Consider the following 15,797-nt stretch of genomic DNA (forward strand, 5'->3'; position numbering starts at 1 on the left):
TAGGTCAGAGAAAAAGAAGAGCAACGGGGTGGCCGACAGGTGCCATGCCACACCCGATATACGGGAAAAGTGCCCGACGGGGCGGCCCCATAATAACAGAGCCGGGAAAGTTCCCGGCTCTGGATTTCATGCATTTTAGGGGGACAAGTCACACTATCAGGGCAGCATGCTCACCAGCACGGGAGCTGCTTCCGGTTGGAAATCCACCGACATCATCACGCTGAGACAAGTGATGGTGACGATGGAGAACATGAACAGCTTGCGGGCCCAGAGCGCATCATCCACCAGCTGCTTGTAGCCAGACAGCGCCATCCCAAGCCACCAGACGCTCACCGCAGTGGCTACCACCAGATACTTGTAACCGGCGTAACCACCGAGGAACAGCATCAGGGTCGGCACCATAAAGGCCAGGATATAGAGGGTGATGTGGAGCTTGGCCACCGGGATCCCCTTCACCACCGGCAATACCGGGATGTTGGCCGCCTGATAATCCTTGAAGCGGAAGATGGCGATCGCATAGGAGTGCGGCATCTGCCACAGACTGAAGATCGCCAGCAGGATCAGCGCCCCCGAATCGAACTGACCGCTCACCGCACAATAGCCGATGACCGGTGGCGCAGCACCGGAGAGACTGCCGACCAGGGTGCCGTAGACCGAGTGACGCTTCATGTAGAGGCTGTAGACCCCCACATAGACAATGAAGCCCAGCACCGCCAGCAGGGCGGCCAACGGATTGGCCGCAAAGTAGAGCAGTGCAATGCCCGCAATGCCGAGCGCGGTGGCGTACCAGAGCGATACGCCGGGGGCGATCAGACCCTTCACCAGAGCACGGTTCTTGGTACGCTCCATGATGCAGTCGATGTCCCGGTCGATGTAGTTGTTGAACACGCAACCGGAGGCGACCACCAGTGATACACCGGCCATGGTCAGAATGAACAGGGGCAAGTCCATGCTCCCCTTGGAGGCCAGCAGGAATCCCCCGATAACCGAGATGAGGTTACCGAAGATGATGCCCGGTTTGGTCACTTGCAGGTATTGCTTCATCATCATTGCCAGCCTGCTCAGTGGACCATCATGTTGATGTTGAGGTTGTACATGATCCACAGGGAACCCACGATCACGATGGCGATGATGAGCACGGTAAAGACCAGTGCAACCAAGTTCCAGCGCTCTTCGGACGAGGTGTTCATGTGCAGGAAGTAGCCCAGATGGACGAAGATCTGCACCACCGCCATGCCGACCACAGTGGCCAGCACGGTTCCGTGGGAGGCAGAGCCATCCATCACCATCCAGAACGGGATCGCGGTCAGAATGACTGACAGCACGAAGCCGGTCAGATAGCTCTTGGCGCTGCCGTGGCTGGCGCCGTGATTGTCAACGGAATGACTCATTTACATTGCCCCCATCAGATAGACCACGGTAAAGACGCAAATCCACACCACGTCGAGGAAGTGCCAGAACAGGCTCAGGCACATCAGGCGGGAGCGGTTGCGATCGGTCAGCCCCTTCTTGGCTACCAGCACCATCATCACGATGATCCAGACAAGGCCGCTGGTCACGTGGATACCGTGGGTACCGACCAGGGTGAAGAAGGCGGAGAGGAAGGCGCTGCGATCCGGGCCATAGCCCTCGGCGATCAGGTGATGGAACTCGTAGATCTCCATCGCGATAAAGCCGGCCCCCAGCACGAAAGTCACCAGCAACCAGCCATTGACGGCGGATAGCTGGTTCTTGTTCATCGCCAGCATGGCAAAACCGAAGGTGATACTGCTAAAGAGCAGCAGCATGGTTTCGCCAAACACGAACGGCAGTTCGAAGATATCCTTGCCGCTCGGGCCGCCGGCGGTTCCGTTGACCAGGACTGCATAGGTTGCAAACAGGCATGCAAACAGGATGCAGTCACTCATCAGGTAGATCCAGAAACCGAATACCTTGTTGGCACCGGCATCGTGGTGCCCATGGTCATGGGCACCGTCGTGAGTGTGATGTAGAACGTCGGTCGCCATTGCTTCACGCCACCTTGTTGATATTTTCAAAATGCTGACGCTCGATCCGCTCGATCTCGTCAACCTGCACGTAGTAATCCACGTCGTCGTTGAAGCTGTGGATGATCCAGCTCGCAATCATGCCGATGAAGCCGGCGATGGCCATCCACCAGATGTGCCAGACCATGGCAAAACCAAACACGGTGGCAAAGCCTGCGATGATGACCCCTGCCCCGGTGTTCTTGGGCATATGGATCGGGTCGTAGTGCTCGGGCTGCTGATAGGCAGAACCGTCCTGCTTGGCATCCCAGAAGGCATCCAGCCCCTTGATCTTCGGCTCGATGGCGAAGTTGTAGAAGGGCGGCGGGGAAGAGGTTGCCCACTCCAGGGTGCGGCCACCCCAGGGGTCACCGGTCAGATCGCGGTTCTGCTCGCGGTCGCGGATGCTGACCACCAGCTGGATCACCTGACACAACACACCCACGGCAATCAGCGCGGCACCACAGGCAGCCACTACCAGCCAGCCATGGAACTGGGGCTCCAGATGCTGGCTGACGCGACGGGTCATGCCCATGAAGCCCAGCACGTAGAGCGGCATGAAGGCGACGAAGAAGCCGACAATCCAGAACCAGAAGGCGCGCTTGCCCCACACATCGTTGAGCTTGAAGCCGAACGCTTTCGGGAACCAGTAGGTGATACCGGCGAAGCAGCCAAACACCACGCCGCCGATGATGACGTTGTGGAAGTGGGCGATCAGGAACAGGCTGTTGTGCAGTACGAAGTTGGCCGCCGGTACCGAGAGCAGTACCCCGGTCATGCCGCCGATGCTGAAGGTGATGATGAAGCCGACGGTCCACAACATGGGCGAGGTGAACTCGATGCGACCGCGGTACATGGTGAACAACCAGTTGAAGATCTTCACCCCGGTCGGGATGGAGATGATCATGGTGGTGATGCCGAAGAAGGCATTCACGTTGGCGCCGGAGCCCATGGTGAAGAAGTGGTGCAGCCAGACGATGAAGGAGAGCACGGTAATGGCGACGGTCGCCCACACCAGCGAGGTGTAACCGAACAGCTTCTTCTTGCTGAAGGTGGCCACCACTTCGGAGAAGATCCCGAACACCGGCAGCACCAGAATGTACACCTCGGGGTGACCCCAGGCCCAGATCAGGTTGATGTACATCATCATGTTGCCACCCATGTCATTGGTAAAGAAATGGGTGCCGAGGTAACGGTCGGCGGTGAGCAGGGCCACCGTGACGGTCAGGATCGGGAAGGAGGCGATGATCAGGATGTTGGCGCACAGGGCCGTCCAGGTGAACACCGGCAGACGCATCATGGTCATGCCCGGGGCACGCATCTTGATGATGGTGGCGAAGAAGTTGACGCCGGTCAGCAAAGTGCCCAACCCCGAGATCTGCAGACTCCAGATCCAGTAGTCGACCCCGACCCCCGGGCTGTACTCCAGCCCCGACAGCGGCGGATAGGCCAGCCAGCCGGTCTGGGCAAATTCACCAACCCCGAGGGAGATGTTGATCAGCACCACGGCGGCGGCGGTGAACCAGAAGCTCACGTTGTTGAGGAAGGGGAAGGCCACGTCACGGGCGCCGATCTGCAGCGGCACCACAATGTTCATCAGACCGATCACCAGCGGCATCGCCACGAAGAAGATCATGATGACGCCGTGGGCGGTGAAGATCTGGTCATAGTGGTGCGGTGGCAGTATGCCCTCGCCGCCGGCCGAGGCCATCACCTGCTGGGTCCGCATCATCACCGCATCGGCGAAGCCGCGCAGCAGCATCACCATGCCGAGGATGAGATACATGATCCCGAGGCGCTTGTGATCCACCGAGGTGAGCCACTCTTTCCACAGATATTGCCACTTGCCGAAATAGGTGATGAGACCGGCGACAGCCAGCCCCCCCAGAATGATTCCGGCCACCGTCACCATGATGATGGGTTCATGGTACGGAATGGCGTCGAGCGTTAATTTTCCAAACATCATTATTCCTCGGATCCCGCTTTCACAGAGTTGTCATCCATTGCCATCTTCATATGGCCGGCATGATCCATGTGTTCGTCTTGCGCCATGTCGCCATGGTTCATCTGTGAGTGATCCATCCCCTGATGGGTCATGGTCTCCCCCTGTGCCATAGGCATCTCGTGGGTCATCCCCTGATGCTGGCCGTGCTTCATGTCACCCATGAACTTGTTGATCAGAGTGACAAACAGTTTCGGATCGGCACTGGAGAAGTACTCCACCGGATGGAACTCGCTCGGTTTGGCCAGCGCATTGAACTGATCCATGGTGATCAGCTGTTTTGGCGACGCCTTTACCTTGGCAACCCAGGCATCAAAACCGGCCTGATCCGGAGTAGCGATGGCATTGAACTTCATGCCCGAGAAACCGGCACCGCTGTAGCTGCTGGAGATGCCGTCATATTGGCCCGGCTCGTTGGCAATGAGGTGCAACTTGGTCTGCATACCCGCCATCGCATATATCTGGCCGCCCAGACGCGGAATGAAGAAGGAGTTCATCACGGTATCGGAGGTGACCCGGAAATTGACCGGCGTATTGACCGGGAAGGCCAATTCATTAACCGATGCAATACCCAGTTCTGGATAGACAAACAACCACTTCCAGTCGAGGGAAATAACATCGACCTGAATCGGTTTCACCGTGGAATCCAGCGGTTTGTAGGGATCCAGTTCGTGAGATGTTTTCCAGGTAATAGTGGCAAGAATAACGATAATAATGACGGGGACGGTCCAGACAACCGCTTCAATCTTGTTGGAGTGAGACCAGTCAGGGGTATATTTGGCGTCGGTATTCGAAGCTCTGTATTTACGAGAAAATACCACAGCCATAATAATTACAGGGATCACCACGATTAACATCAGGCCAAGGGCCGTCAGTATCAGTGATTTCTGTTCCAGACCAATCTGCCCTTTGGGGCTCATCAGAGCCATGTCACAGCCAGTCAGCATGCCGGCGGCCGCGAGCAACAGCAAAGCACCCAAACCCCTCTTTAATGCAAAAGGTTTCATGCAGCGTCCTTTATCTTCGCAAGGCTAAAGTTGTAAAAAAAACGCATCATTCTGAACAAAACCTGACTATGTGAACAACATGAAAAATTAATCTCGATGTTGTGCCCAGGTTGGCGTTTGCATGTAACAGTTGTTAACCCGTGACCAATAACCGGCTGCATAGAACCGGCCGCTCATTAATTCATCGCACCCTGCTTTTATTTCAATCAATTTTGAGTTCAAGAGACAAAACCAGCGGCAATTAACCTTGTACTATTCATGGTCAAATAACGGGATTTTGGCTATCTGCATAAAATACATGCACTATTTCCGCACGGTTTTTGTGCCCTCTGGAAATATGAAAAACGAAAAAGAACTCAATCAAAACCATAATTAATCAGAATGAGTTCAAATTAATTCCATGGATTCGGCAAGGTTTTGTCTCATAAATATGCAAAGTGGAGACATCTACCCCTGTTTTGGCCATTACAAGCTTCATCATTTTGTTTAATAAGTTATTATCAAAGCCATGGACTCTACCGGGATATGACGGTAGGTTGCGTCCCCTTGCTGCTTGCCAGCTACCATTTCAGCTCTGTGCTTTTTTTCAACGCTTCAAACAACAGGGATTGCCATGAGCATCACACGCAGAGATTTTCTCAATGGCGTCGCCATCACCATCGCAGCAGGCATCGCCCCCATCAACCTGCTCAAGGCTGCCGAAGGCGGCAGCGCGCTGGCTGACAAGACGCTGGTCTACCCGCCCGCCCTCACCGGCCTGCGCGGCAACCACCCGGGCTCTTTCGAACCGGCCCACAGCATCGCCCGCGATGGCAAACAGTATGACTTTGCCAATGTTCCCCTTGAGGGAGAGTACGATCTGGTGATCGTCGGCGCCGGTATCAGCGGTCTGGCCGCCGCCTGCTTCTATCAGCAACTGCTCGGCGCGGATAAAAAGATCCTGCTGCTCGACAACCATGACGACTTCGGCGGCCACGCCAAGCGCAACGAGTTCACTACTCCCGATGGTCTGCGGCTGGGCTACGGCGGCAGTGAATCTCTGCAATCGCCGCGCTCGGTCTACAGCCCGGTGGCGCTCGGTCTGCTCAAGGCGCTGGAGGTCAACATCGACGAGCTGGCCGCCGGTTTCCAACAGAGCTTCTATCCGGATCTGGGGCTCAGCCGCGGCGTCTATTTCGACGAGAAGCACTTTGGCGTCAACAAGATAGTGAACGGTGATCCGGGCCATAACGTAGCGGATGACATCCCGCGCGATCGCCTGAATGGCCGTCCGCTGGCGGAGTTTATCGGTGACTTCCCGCTCGATGATGCCGACAAGGCCGCCCTGCTGGCCCTGCACGAGGAGAAGACCGACTACCTGAGCGGTATGACCCGCGAGCAGCAGGATGAGTGGATCACCCGCAACAGCTACACCACCTTCCTGCGCGACAAGGTGGGCCTGAGCGAACGAGCCATCACCTACTTCCAGCAACGTACCAACGATTTTCAGGCCGTCGGCATCGATGCCACCGCCTGCGCCGACGCCCGCCTCTGTGCCCTGCCCGGCTTTGGCGGCCTCAACCTGACGCCGCTCGATGCCGAGGAGCAGGCCGAGCTCGACGATCCCTACATCTTCCACTTCCCGGATGGCAACGCTGGCCTCACCCGCCTGATGGTGCGCAAGCTCATCCCGCAGGTGGCGCCGGGTCACACCATGCAGGATGTGGTGCTGGCCAAGTTTGACTACAGCAAGCTCGATCTGCCGGAGCACAAGGTGCAGCTGCGCCTTGGCAGTACCGCCCTGCAGGCGAAAAACGTGCGCCTCGCCGATGGCAAGCTGGCGGTGGACGTCACCTATATCAAAGAAGGGAAACTGCACCGGGTGCGCGCCAGGCAGTCGATCATGGCTGGCTACAACATGATGATCCCCTACATGGTGCCCGAGATGCCGGAGCCCCAGAAGGAGGCGCTGCGCCAGAACGTCAAGGCGCCGCTGGTCTACACCAAGGTGGTGATCAAAAACTGGCAAGCCTTCGTCAAGCTCGGGGTGCACGAGGTCTACTCTCCGGCAGCCCCTTACAGCCGGGTCAAGCTCGACTATCCGGTCAGCATGGGTGGCTATGAGCATCCCAAGAGCCCGGATCAGCCGATGTGCCTGCACATGGTCTATGTCCCGACCCTGCCGGGCAGCGGCCTGTCGGCCCGCGAACAGTCCCGCAAGGGGCGCGCCATGATCCTTGGCATGCCGTTCGAGCAGCATGAACAGATGATCCGCGAACAGCTGCAGGGGATGCTGGGCAGCGCCGGTTTCAACCATGAGCAGGATATCCTCGCTATCACGGTCAACCGATGGTCCCACGGCTACTCCTATGTCACCAACACCCTGTTTGATGACGAGGAGCAGTGCGAGAAGTGGATCGAGCTGGGTCGCAAACCGGTCGGCAACATCACCATCGCCAACTCGGATTCGGGCTGGAGCCCCTATGCCCACGCCGCCATCGACGAGGCATGGCGCGCCGTCAACGAGCTGGTCGCCATGACCAAGGGAGGTGCCCAATGAGCCGCGCCCTGTCACTGACTGCCAGCGCCCTGCTGCTGGCGCTGCCCGCCCTTGCCGCCCACGCGGCTCCCGCCATGTCGGCCGGTGAGTATGTGGCCAAGCTGGGCGATTGCGCCGCCTGTCACACCAGCGAGGCAAGCAAACCGCTGGCTGGCGGCAAAGGGTTCCCGACCCCCATCGGTACCGTGTTTGCCACCAACATCACCCCCGACAAGAGTCACGGCATCGGCAATTACAGCCTGCCGGAGTTCATCAAGGTGATGCGCGAAGGGGTGGCCCGCGATGGGCATCGCCTCTATCCGGCCATGCCCTACACTGCCTACGCCAAGATGAGCGACGAGGATCTCACCGCCCTCTACCACTACCTGATGCAGGATGTGCAGCCGCTGGCGGTAGCCAACAAGGAGAGCGACATCCCCTGGCCGCTCAATATGCGCTGGCCGCTGATGGGCTGGAACTGGGTCTATCACGACGACAGTCGCTTCACCCCGGTCGCTGGCAAGAGCGAAGAGTGGAACCGCGGCGCCTATCTGGTACAGGGTGCCGGTCACTGCGGCAGCTGCCACACCCCGCGCGGCCTCGGCATGCAGGAGAAAGCGCTGACCGAGGCGGATCCCGTCTACCTGAGCGGTGCCGCCCTCGACGGCTGGTATGCCCCCGACATTCGCGGCAGCCGCTACGACAAGCAGGCGCTGATCGACCTGCTGAAAACCGGCCGCAGCCAGCATCAGGCCGTCGCAGGCCCGATGGCGGAAGTGATCACTCACAGCAGCCAGTATTTCAGCGACGCCGATCTGGCCAGCATTGCCACCTACCTCACAGACCTGAAAGCGGAGCCGGCGGTAGCGAAAGGTGCCCGCGCCTATGCCAGTGCCGGCGGCAAGGCGGACTACGCCATGTACTGTTCCACCTGCCACGGGGTCGATGGCAAGGGCAATGACCACGTCATCCCCTCGCTGGTAAACAACCGAACCGTGCTGGCGGACGATCCGGCGAGCCTGCTCAACGTGTTGCTGCATGGTGCCGAGACGCCCATCACCCGCGGTCATCTCGGCTACCACATGCCGGGTTACGGCTGGACCATGGATGACGAGCGGATCGCCGAGCTGGTCAATACGTTGCGCGCCTCCTGGGGCAACGAGGGGCAGGCGATCAAGGCTGCAGCCGTCAAGGCCCAGCGCGAGCTGCACGGCAAGGAGTAAGGGCAAGCCGCTCTCGCTTGGCCAAGCGCCATAAAAAAAACGGGCCTCCACTGGAGGCCCGTTTGCTATCTGATGCACTCGGACTGATTTACCCTTTGCGCGGCTTGGCGCCCGGGGCGGCGACGTGACGATAGTCGCCATAGGGGAAGATATTGCGAAAACGCTGGGCCACCGGCTCGGGGATGGAGCGGGAGAAGACCAGCTTGACCCCATCGCCATCGCGATGTCCCACAATGCGGCCACGCACTGTTTCGTGGCGCAGGATCTGCTTGGCATGCTCAATAAAGGCGGGCGATACCTTGCCCTGCTTAACCACCACCTTGCCGGGTGCAAGGCGGATCTCGAACAGGGCACCACGCCCCAGTTTCATCAACCACCAGATCAGGGCAATCGCCACTATCAAGGAAATCCAGGCCATCCCAATCCCTCCTAACGTCTTGATATCAGGCAGTATAAGCGCCTGTGCGCCGCGATTGTTTGGCGGGGATCACAGCCGCAACGCAACGCGCGCCACCAAGGATCACCGCCAGACCGTCGGGGACGTTTAACGGCGCTTGCCCCAGGCCACCAGCGTCTCGCGATAGAGGGCGAGCAGCGCCTCATCACGTACAGCCACCCCGACCTGCTGCGGGCGAAACTCGGCCCAGCCATCGTGGGAGTGTCGCTTGCCATCGAACTTTTGTAGGGTATGACCGATGGCCGGGCCACTGTTGATCACCCGCACCGGCCCCTCACGCAGGGTAAAGAGAGTCGGGTCAATGACATAGGCGATGGCGGACGGGTCGTGGACATGGCAGCCGGAGAGCCCCAGCTTCTCCGAGTAAAAACGCAGGTAGAAGCGGCTGACATCCCACAGGAACTGGCCCGGCTCGCCCGCCTCGTCACGCAGCGCATCGAGATAGTCGCCGCTGAAAAAGCTCTGCTGGGTCACATCCAGCCCGATGATCACCACTGGCCAGTCGGCAGTAAAGACCCGGTCGGCAGCATCGGGATCATCGTGGATATTGGCCTCGGCATAGGGGGTGACGTTACCGCGATGACCATTGATACCAAAAGCGCCCCCCATCACCACCACCTGTTTCACCAGTGAAACAATCTCGGGCGCCTGCTGCAGCGCCAGCGCCAGATTGGTCAGGGGCCCGATGGTAACGAGAGTGATCTCCCCCGGCGCCGCTTTGACCGCCTCGACAATGTACTGCCAGGCGGGACGGGGATCGGGCGCAATATTCACCTCCCCCGCCTCCAGGTCACCAAAGCCGCTCGGGCCGTGAACTATGGTGGTGGGGCCGACCGGATCACGCAGCAGCGGGGCCGCTGCGCCTTTGGCCACATCCGCTTTCATGCCGTACTTCTGTTTGAGCCAGAGGGCGTTGCGGGTGCCATTGGCGATGGTGGCGTTGCCAAAGACAGTGGTGATGGCGAGCAGCTCGATGGCGGGATGGGCCTCGGCAAAGAGGATGGCCATGGCATCGTCGATGCCCGGATCAGTGTCGAGAATAATCTTGTGAGTCTGGATCTTGTCAGTCATATGACCTCCCTGCAACGACAAAAGGGGGAGTCTACCGGGCTCGCCGCCCTTTATCCCGGCAGGGGATCACACCCTGAACCTTTGTTTGCACTTTCCGGCATCGCATCAACGATCCACGCCCCCACAACAAAAAATGGCGCGGCCACTTGGGGCCGCGCCATGACGATTCATTATCTCATTGCCCAGGAACCAGGTTCCCGGCATTGCCGCTCAGCGTTTACGGTGCCAACGCGGCGAGGTGGACTTCTCTCCCCAGGGGGTCACACAGGGGAGCAGAGCCCCTTCAATCACCGCATCGCAGCTGGCCAACGCCTCGGCAATCTTTTGGTGCAGCACCCGCAACACCTTGCCTTCATGCTCGGCCAGCGAGTGGCCGGCGGCAAAGAACTCCGGCTGATACTGCAGCGCCAGCTTCTGGGCAAATTCGTAAGTGTTGAAGCAATCCGGCATCCGCTCAACCACATCTTCAAGCCGGGTCAACAAGCTGTTCAATTCCCTGGTCATAGTGCTCCCTCCGTGCATGTGAATAGCCAAAAACTACCTCTTATTAGATAAGCCACCAACGAGCAAACCACAAAAGTGTGGGGAGGAACACAGTTCTCTCTTGCGTCCAGCCGCCGGTGACAGGGGCAGATGATGCCAGCTTTACACTTGCGCAACAAACGACTAGATTTAGACCGACCAATCAGTCGGTTGTTTTTCAGACGGAGAAGATCATGGGAGTCGCACCGCATCAGCACAGTCCGGAGGATATCCTCGCCATCAAGCTGGCCCTGCCCGAGCAGCTGGAGCGGCTCAAACGGGCGAGCCGGGAACACCCCATGCCGACGCTGGCCGAGCGGCGAACCCAGCTGACCAAACTCAAGCGGGCGCTGCTGGCTCACAAGGAGCTGCTCTGCACGGCGCTGGCGCAGGATTATGGCCAGCGCAGCCACTACGACAGCCAAATCGCCGACATTCTCCCCTGCATCATGCAGATCAACTACACCCAGAAGCGGCTCAAGCGCTGGATGCAGCCCCATCGTCGCCATGCCGGTCTGCTGCTCGCCCCCGCCAAAGTGGAGGTACACTTCCAGCCGCTCGGGGTGGTCGGCATCATAGTGCCGTGGAACTTTCCGGTGATGCTGAGCCTCGGCCCCCTCATCACCGCCATCGCGGCAGGTAACCGGGCGATGCTGAAACTCTCCGAGTTCACTCCCCATACCAACGCCGTGCTGCGAACCCTGCTCACCACCACCTTCAACGAGGACGAGATCGCTGTCATCGAGGGGGATGCCCAGATGGCGGCCGCGTTCAGCTCGCTCCCCTTCGATCACCTGCTGTTCACCGGCTCCACCATGGTTGGCAAGCTGGTGATGGCCGCCGCCGCGCCCCAGCTCACCCCGCTCACCCTTGAGCTGGGTGGCAAGAGCCCTTGCCTCATCGCCCCCGACATGCCGGTTGAGACCGCCATCGAGCGGATGATCTTCGGCAAGAGCCTCAACGCCGGCCAGATCTGCGTTGCCCCCGACTATGTGCTGCTGCCCCGCAGCGAGGTGGAGAACTTTATCGCCGCCTATCGCAACCACTTTGCCAAGCTCTACCCTGCCGGGCTCGCCAGCCCCGACTACGGCGCCATCATCAACGATCGCCAGTATCAGCGGCTGGTCAGCTGGCTCGATGAGGCCAAACAAGCGGGTGCCCAGCTCCACCCCTGCGCCACTCCGGCGCGGGATGATCAGCGCCGCCTTCTGGCCCCGCATCTGCTGACCGGGGTGCCGGGCCACTGTCAGGTGATACAGCAGGAGATCTTCGGCCCGCTGCTGCCGCTTATCCCCTACGACACGCTGGAGGAGGCGCTCGCCTATATCGCCGAACGTCCCCGCCCGCTGGCTCTCTACCTGATGAGCTTCGATCCCGAGCTGCAGGCGCGGGTGACCCGGGAGACCCACTCCGGCGGCATGGCCATCAACGAGAGTCTGTTCCAGGTGGCAGCCGATGATGTGCCGTTTGGCGGCATCGGCGCCTCCGGCATGGGCCACTACCACGGACACGAAGGCTTTCTCACCTTCTCCAAGGCGAAAACCGTGCTGACCCGCGGCAAGTTCACCACCGGCTCCCTGATCCATCCGCCCTACAACAGCTGGATCCAGAAGCTGATGATGGCTTTCTTCCTGCGTTGACGGAGCCCGCCATGACCGACAAGCGCCGCCAAATTCTGGATGCCGCCCTCGCCCTCTGCGCCGAAGATGGTCTGCAGGGGGCAGCCACCGCCCGCATTGCCAAGGCGGCCGGGGTCGCCAACGGCACCCTGTTCCACCACTTCCCGAGCAAAGAGGCACTCATCCTCCAGCTTTATCAGGATGTGAAGACCCGGATGGGCGCTGCCATCTGCGAAGCCGATCCCGATCTGGCACTGCGCGAGCAGATCCACCACTACTGGCAGCAGGCGATGAGCTGGATGCTGGCCCACCCCAACGAGCTCAAATTCGTGCTGGGTTTCTTTCACTCCCCCCTGCTGGCCCGCCCGGCCCGCAGCCAGATCTTGAATGACACTCTGCGTTTTTTGCCCGCTTTGCTGGTCAAGGGGCAAGCCAGCGGCGAGCTGATGCAGGCCCCCGCGCCGCTGCTGCTGGAAGTGTGTCAGGGCCAGTTCCTCGCCTGCGCATCACTCTTTGTCGATCAACCCGAACTTGGGCAGGATGCCCACTGGCAAGCCAGTGCCTTTGCCCTCTTCTGGTCAGCCATCTCAGGAGCCAACCCTTATGACAACTCCGACCGTTGAATCTCTGGCCACACTGGGCCGCCGCCTCTGGATCACCACTCTGCTCTGGGTGGTGGGCCGTACCCTCTGCCGCGCCGCCCGTATCGACGAGGCGGTGCGCCGCGAACTGGCCCCCTTGCCGGATGGCCTGGCCATTCGCCTTGAGGTGGGGGGGCTTGATTACGCTATGAACATGCATAAAGAAGGAGGGCGCTGGTATCCCGGTGAGCCGGCTGCACCCCATGCCACCATCCATCCGCTGCGGGTGCGCTTCAAGCACCCCAATATCGCGTTTCGCGCCCTGAGCTTTCGGCTCGGGGTCAATCAGGCGTTCAGTGAAAACCGGCTGCTGGTGGAGGGGGATCTGACCACCGCCATGCATCTGGTGCGGGGGCTTGAGCAGTTGCAGTCCCTGATCCTGCCTGCCTTTATCGCGCGGCCGCTGCTGCGCCACTATCCGGCCCAGCGCAACAAGCTTGGCCGTGCCTGCAACATTTATCTGGGTCTGGTAACCGGCTGAGCGCAAGGAGCCTTGATATGAGCCGCTATTACGATTTTTTCTGTCCGGTCAAACTGCTGGCCGGTGAACAGGCGCTGGAGCAGCTGGCCAGCGAGCTGGCAAGCCTTGGTGCTCGCCGCCCCCTGCTGCTGACCGACAAGGGGGTCAATGCCACCGGTCTTGCCACCCTGCTGGCCAATGTACTGGCCGAAGGGGAGCTGCCGGTCGCCACCATCTGGGACGAGATCCCGGCCGACTCCTCCACTGCGGTGGTGGAGCGGATCGCCAAGCACTACGCCGAGCTCGACTGTGACAGTCTGGTGGCACTGGGAGGCGGCTCGGTCATCGATACCGCCAAGGCGGTCAATATCCTGGCATCCATGGGCGGTGAACACCTGCTCGACTACTCGGGCGCGGGCTGCCTCACCCGCCCCCTCAAGCCACTGGCGGTAGTGCCCACCACGGCGGGCACAGGTTCCGAGGTAACGCTGGTAGCGGTGATCAAGGATGAGGCGAGCGGGCGCAAGGTGCCCTTCACCTCCCCCTTCCTGCTGCCGCAGCTGGCGGTGCTAGACCCCCGTCTGACTCAGGGACTGCCCCTCAACATCACCGCCGCTACCGCCATGGATGCCATGACCCACGCCATCGAGGCCTTTATCGGCACCGCCAAAAATCCGGTGAGCGATGCGCTGGCCCTGATGGCGGTAGAGAAGATCGCCAATGCCCTGCCTCTCATCCTCAAGGATCCGCAAAACAAGCAGTTGCGGCTGCAATTGGCTGAAGGTTCCACACTGGCGGGCATGGCCTTCTCCAACTCCATGGTGGGGCTGGTGCATGCCCTCGGCCACAGTCTGGGGGCACGCTGCCATCTGCCCCACGGCCTGTGCATGAACCTCTTCCTGCCTACCGTGCTCGATTACAACCGCCCCGAGGTGGATGGCGAGCTGGCCCGCCTGCTATTGCCGCTGGTGGGAGCCGAGCGCTTTGCCGCCACCCCGGCCCACCAGCGGGCCGAGGCGACCATCACCGCCATCCGTACCCTGCGCGATACCCTGTGGCAGGCGGTCAAGCTGCCGCGCACCATGAGCGAGGCGGGGGTGAGCGATCGTTCACTACTCGGGGAGATACGGGATCTGGCCGTCAACGACGGCGCCATGCTGTTCAATCGCAAGGATGCCGACCGTGAGCAGTTGCTCACTCTGCTGGAGCGGGCCTGGGCCTGAACCACGCAGACAAAAGATACCCGGCAGAGCGCCGGGTATCTTTTGAGCAGGATCCCGATATGACGCAGAGAGGGCACATCAGGGGAGGATATTGACCCCATGCTGCCGTTATCTGTTCTATACCTTGGCTAACAGTTATTGTGCAGACAGCCATCTTCATGCCAGAGGTGCCCACCATGAGCGACATCATTCATCAGGCCAACCAGCAGCAATTCATCTGTATGGTGGAGGGGAAGGAGTCGAGATTGCGCTACCGGCGCCTCGATGCCAAGACCATCGATGCCTACAGCACCTTTGTCCCCCCCGAGCTGCGGGTGCAGGGGATTGCCGATCAGCTGGCCCGCGCCCTCTTCAACTGGACTCAGGCAGAGGGGCTCACTATAGTGCCCAGCTGCAGTTACATTGACGTCTGGTTACGCCGAAATGCCAATAGTTGAGCCATTAGATCCCAAGCAAGAACACGCCTTCCAAGCCAAAACCGAAGCGCTGCTGCGGGCCGATCCGCAGCGGATGGCCTGCCTGCAGGCCGCCGCCGAGCTCAATCTGCCCGACTGGGCGCTGGGGGCCGGCTTTATCCGCAACCTCATCTGGGATCATCTCCACCACAAAACCGAGTCAACCCCGCTCAACGATATCGACCTTATCTACCTCGATAGCAGCGACCCGCAAGGGCTGGCCGAAGCAGAGCACGAAGCCTGGCTCGCCAAACGGCTGCCCGGCCAACAGTGGGAAGTGCGCAATCAGGCCCGCATGCACACTCGCCAGCTGGTGGCGCCGTTTGCCAGCAGCCTGGAAGCGCTCAGCCACTGGGTCGAGGTGCCCACCTGCATCGGCGTGCGCCTGACCCAAGATGGCGAGTTCGAGTGGCTTGCCCCCTATGGCTTTGCCATCAACTGGTCGTTGCAAGTGAGTGCCAACCCCAGATGCCGCCAGGACAAACAGATCTTCACCCAGCGCATCAAGGAGAAGCAGTGGCAGACCCTCTGGCCTGACCTTCAGGTAAACTGGCCATAACCTGATTGCAATCTTT

Annotated in this window: 16 protein-coding genes; 8 read left to right on the plus strand and 8 right to left on the minus strand. The window is 60.1% G+C overall.

Going from position 1 to position 15,797, the window contains the following annotated elements; translation table 11 throughout:
* Positions 1–156: 156 nt before the first annotated feature.
* From cyoE to cyoA, 5 genes are read right to left on the minus strand one after another with little or no spacing between them, the layout of a single operon-like run.
* Positions 157–1,050, minus strand: coding sequence for a heme o synthase (gene cyoE / locus I6L40_RS15895; RefSeq protein ID WP_005347202.1), 894 nt, complete (start codon positions 1,048–1,050; stop codon positions 157–159).
* 11 nt (positions 1,051–1,061) lie between these two features.
* On the minus strand, positions 1,062–1,391 hold the full coding sequence (locus I6L40_RS15900; RefSeq protein ID WP_201908008.1) for a cytochrome o ubiquinol oxidase subunit IV: 330 nt from the start codon (positions 1,389–1,391) through the stop codon (positions 1,062–1,064).
* Positions 1,392–2,006: a cytochrome o ubiquinol oxidase subunit III gene (locus I6L40_RS15905; RefSeq protein ID WP_198505975.1), complete on the minus strand. Its 615-nt coding sequence runs from the start codon at positions 2,004–2,006 to the stop codon at positions 1,392–1,394.
* A 4-nt stretch (positions 2,007–2,010) separates the two neighbouring features.
* Positions 2,011–3,987 (minus strand): cytochrome o ubiquinol oxidase subunit I, encoded by a 1,977-nt coding sequence (gene cyoB, locus I6L40_RS15910; RefSeq protein ID WP_216994549.1) that lies wholly within the window; start codon positions 3,985–3,987, stop codon positions 2,011–2,013.
* A gap of 2 nt (positions 3,988–3,989) precedes the next feature.
* Entirely contained in the window at positions 3,990–5,033 is a 1,044-nt protein-coding gene (cyoA, locus tag I6L40_RS15915; protein WP_082044032.1) for a cytochrome o ubiquinol oxidase subunit II, read from the minus strand.
* A gap of 613 nt (positions 5,034–5,646) precedes the next feature.
* Here cyoA and I6L40_RS15920 point away from each other — a divergent pair.
* Together I6L40_RS15920 and I6L40_RS15925 are read left to right on the plus strand one after the other, a co-directional pair.
* Positions 5,647–7,572, plus strand: a complete 1,926-nt coding sequence (locus tag I6L40_RS15920; RefSeq protein WP_216994550.1) for an FAD/NAD(P)-binding protein — start codon at positions 5,647–5,649, stop codon at positions 7,570–7,572.
* On the plus strand, positions 7,569–8,774 hold the full coding sequence (locus I6L40_RS15925; RefSeq protein ID WP_156853386.1) for a c-type cytochrome: 1,206 nt from the start codon (positions 7,569–7,571) through the stop codon (positions 8,772–8,774). The genes I6L40_RS15920 and I6L40_RS15925 overlap by 4 nt, the downstream gene beginning before the upstream one ends.
* Before the next feature lie 88 nt (positions 8,775–8,862).
* Here I6L40_RS15925 and I6L40_RS15930 read toward each other — a convergent pair whose 3' ends face one another.
* From I6L40_RS15930 to I6L40_RS15940, 3 genes are all read right to left on the minus strand, one after another.
* Complete coding sequence (locus I6L40_RS15930; RefSeq protein WP_033114291.1) at positions 8,863–9,192, minus strand: DUF3634 family protein; 330 nt, start codon at positions 9,190–9,192, stop codon at positions 8,863–8,865.
* A 126-nt stretch (positions 9,193–9,318) separates the two neighbouring features.
* Positions 9,319–10,302 carry a nucleoside hydrolase gene (locus tag I6L40_RS15935; protein ID WP_216994551.1) on the minus strand — a complete coding sequence of 328 codons (984 nt, stop codon included), beginning with the start codon at positions 10,300–10,302 and terminating at the stop codon, positions 9,319–9,321.
* Between the two features lie 210 nt (positions 10,303–10,512).
* Positions 10,513–10,806, minus strand: coding sequence for a hypothetical protein (locus I6L40_RS15940; protein ID WP_019446630.1), 294 nt, complete (start codon positions 10,804–10,806; stop codon positions 10,513–10,515).
* Between the two features lie 212 nt (positions 10,807–11,018).
* Between I6L40_RS15940 and I6L40_RS15945 the strand changes: the two genes are divergently transcribed.
* From I6L40_RS15945 to I6L40_RS15970, 6 genes are all read left to right on the plus strand, one after another.
* Positions 11,019–12,464 carry a coniferyl aldehyde dehydrogenase gene (locus I6L40_RS15945; protein ID WP_071911068.1) on the plus strand — a complete coding sequence of 482 codons (1,446 nt, stop codon included), beginning with the start codon at positions 11,019–11,021 and terminating at the stop codon, positions 12,462–12,464.
* 11 nt (positions 12,465–12,475) lie between these two features.
* Positions 12,476–13,066 carry a TetR/AcrR family transcriptional regulator gene (locus tag I6L40_RS15950; RefSeq protein WP_071911066.1) on the plus strand — a complete coding sequence of 197 codons (591 nt, stop codon included), beginning with the start codon at positions 12,476–12,478 and terminating at the stop codon, positions 13,064–13,066.
* Positions 13,047–13,565: a hypothetical protein gene (locus I6L40_RS15955; RefSeq protein ID WP_071911064.1), complete on the plus strand. Its 519-nt coding sequence runs from the start codon at positions 13,047–13,049 to the stop codon at positions 13,563–13,565. The genes I6L40_RS15950 and I6L40_RS15955 overlap by 20 nt, the downstream gene beginning before the upstream one ends.
* Positions 13,566–13,582: 17 nt before the next feature.
* Positions 13,583–14,767, plus strand: coding sequence for an iron-containing alcohol dehydrogenase (locus I6L40_RS15960; protein ID WP_071911062.1), 1,185 nt, complete (start codon positions 13,583–13,585; stop codon positions 14,765–14,767).
* Between the two features lie 176 nt (positions 14,768–14,943).
* Positions 14,944–15,204: a GNAT family N-acetyltransferase gene (locus I6L40_RS15965; protein WP_033114285.1), complete on the plus strand. Its 261-nt coding sequence runs from the start codon at positions 14,944–14,946 to the stop codon at positions 15,202–15,204.
* A complete protein-coding gene (locus tag I6L40_RS15970; RefSeq protein WP_071911059.1) occupies positions 15,191–15,781 on the plus strand; it encodes a nucleotidyltransferase family protein in 591 nt (196 codons plus the stop codon). Before I6L40_RS15965 ends, I6L40_RS15970 begins: the two co-directional genes overlap by 14 nt.
* Positions 15,782–15,797: the final 16 nt, after the last annotated feature.

This window comes from Aeromonas sp. FDAARGOS 1410, from assembly GCF_019048745.1.
Classification (GTDB): Bacteria; Pseudomonadota; Gammaproteobacteria; order Enterobacterales; family Aeromonadaceae; genus Aeromonas; species Aeromonas jandaei.

What these genes read in the sequence shown, in the direction of transcription:
- I6L40_RS15940 (WP_019446630.1), bottom strand. Translation starts at nt 10,806, where the DNA reads ATGACCAGGGAATTGAACAGCTTGTTGACCCGGCTTGAAGATGTGGTT.
- I6L40_RS15930 (WP_033114291.1), bottom strand. Translation starts at nt 9,192, where the DNA reads ATGGCCTGGATTTCCTTGATAGTGGCGATTGCCCTGATCTGGTGGTTG.
- I6L40_RS15950 (WP_071911066.1), top strand. Translation starts at nt 12,476, where the DNA reads ATGACCGACAAGCGCCGCCAAATTCTGGATGCCGCCCTCGCCCTCTGC.
- cyoE (WP_005347202.1), bottom strand. Translation starts at nt 1,050, where the DNA reads ATGATGATGAAGCAATACCTGCAAGTGACCAAACCGGGCATCATCTTC.
- I6L40_RS15905 (WP_198505975.1), bottom strand. Translation starts at nt 2,006, where the DNA reads ATGGCGACCGACGTTCTACATCACACTCACGACGGTGCCCATGACCAT.
- I6L40_RS15955 (WP_071911064.1), top strand. Translation starts at nt 13,047, where the DNA reads ATGACAACTCCGACCGTTGAATCTCTGGCCACACTGGGCCGCCGCCTC.
- I6L40_RS15935 (WP_216994551.1), bottom strand. Translation starts at nt 10,302, where the DNA reads ATGACTGACAAGATCCAGACTCACAAGATTATTCTCGACACTGATCCG.
- cyoB (WP_216994549.1), bottom strand. Translation starts at nt 3,987, where the DNA reads ATGTTTGGAAAATTAACGCTCGACGCCATTCCGTACCATGAACCCATC.
- I6L40_RS15900 (WP_201908008.1), bottom strand. Translation starts at nt 1,391, where the DNA reads ATGAGTCATTCCGTTGACAATCACGGCGCCAGCCACGGCAGCGCCAAG.
- I6L40_RS15965 (WP_033114285.1), top strand. Translation starts at nt 14,944, where the DNA reads ATGAGCGACATCATTCATCAGGCCAACCAGCAGCAATTCATCTGTATG.
- I6L40_RS15960 (WP_071911062.1), top strand. Translation starts at nt 13,583, where the DNA reads ATGAGCCGCTATTACGATTTTTTCTGTCCGGTCAAACTGCTGGCCGGT.
- cyoA (WP_082044032.1), bottom strand. Translation starts at nt 5,033, where the DNA reads ATGAAACCTTTTGCATTAAAGAGGGGTTTGGGTGCTTTGCTGTTGCTC.
- I6L40_RS15945 (WP_071911068.1), top strand. Translation starts at nt 11,019, where the DNA reads ATGGGAGTCGCACCGCATCAGCACAGTCCGGAGGATATCCTCGCCATC.
- I6L40_RS15925 (WP_156853386.1), top strand. Translation starts at nt 7,569, where the DNA reads ATGAGCCGCGCCCTGTCACTGACTGCCAGCGCCCTGCTGCTGGCGCTG.
- I6L40_RS15970 (WP_071911059.1), top strand. Translation starts at nt 15,191, where the DNA reads ATGCCAATAGTTGAGCCATTAGATCCCAAGCAAGAACACGCCTTCCAA.
- I6L40_RS15920 (WP_216994550.1), top strand. Translation starts at nt 5,647, where the DNA reads ATGAGCATCACACGCAGAGATTTTCTCAATGGCGTCGCCATCACCATC.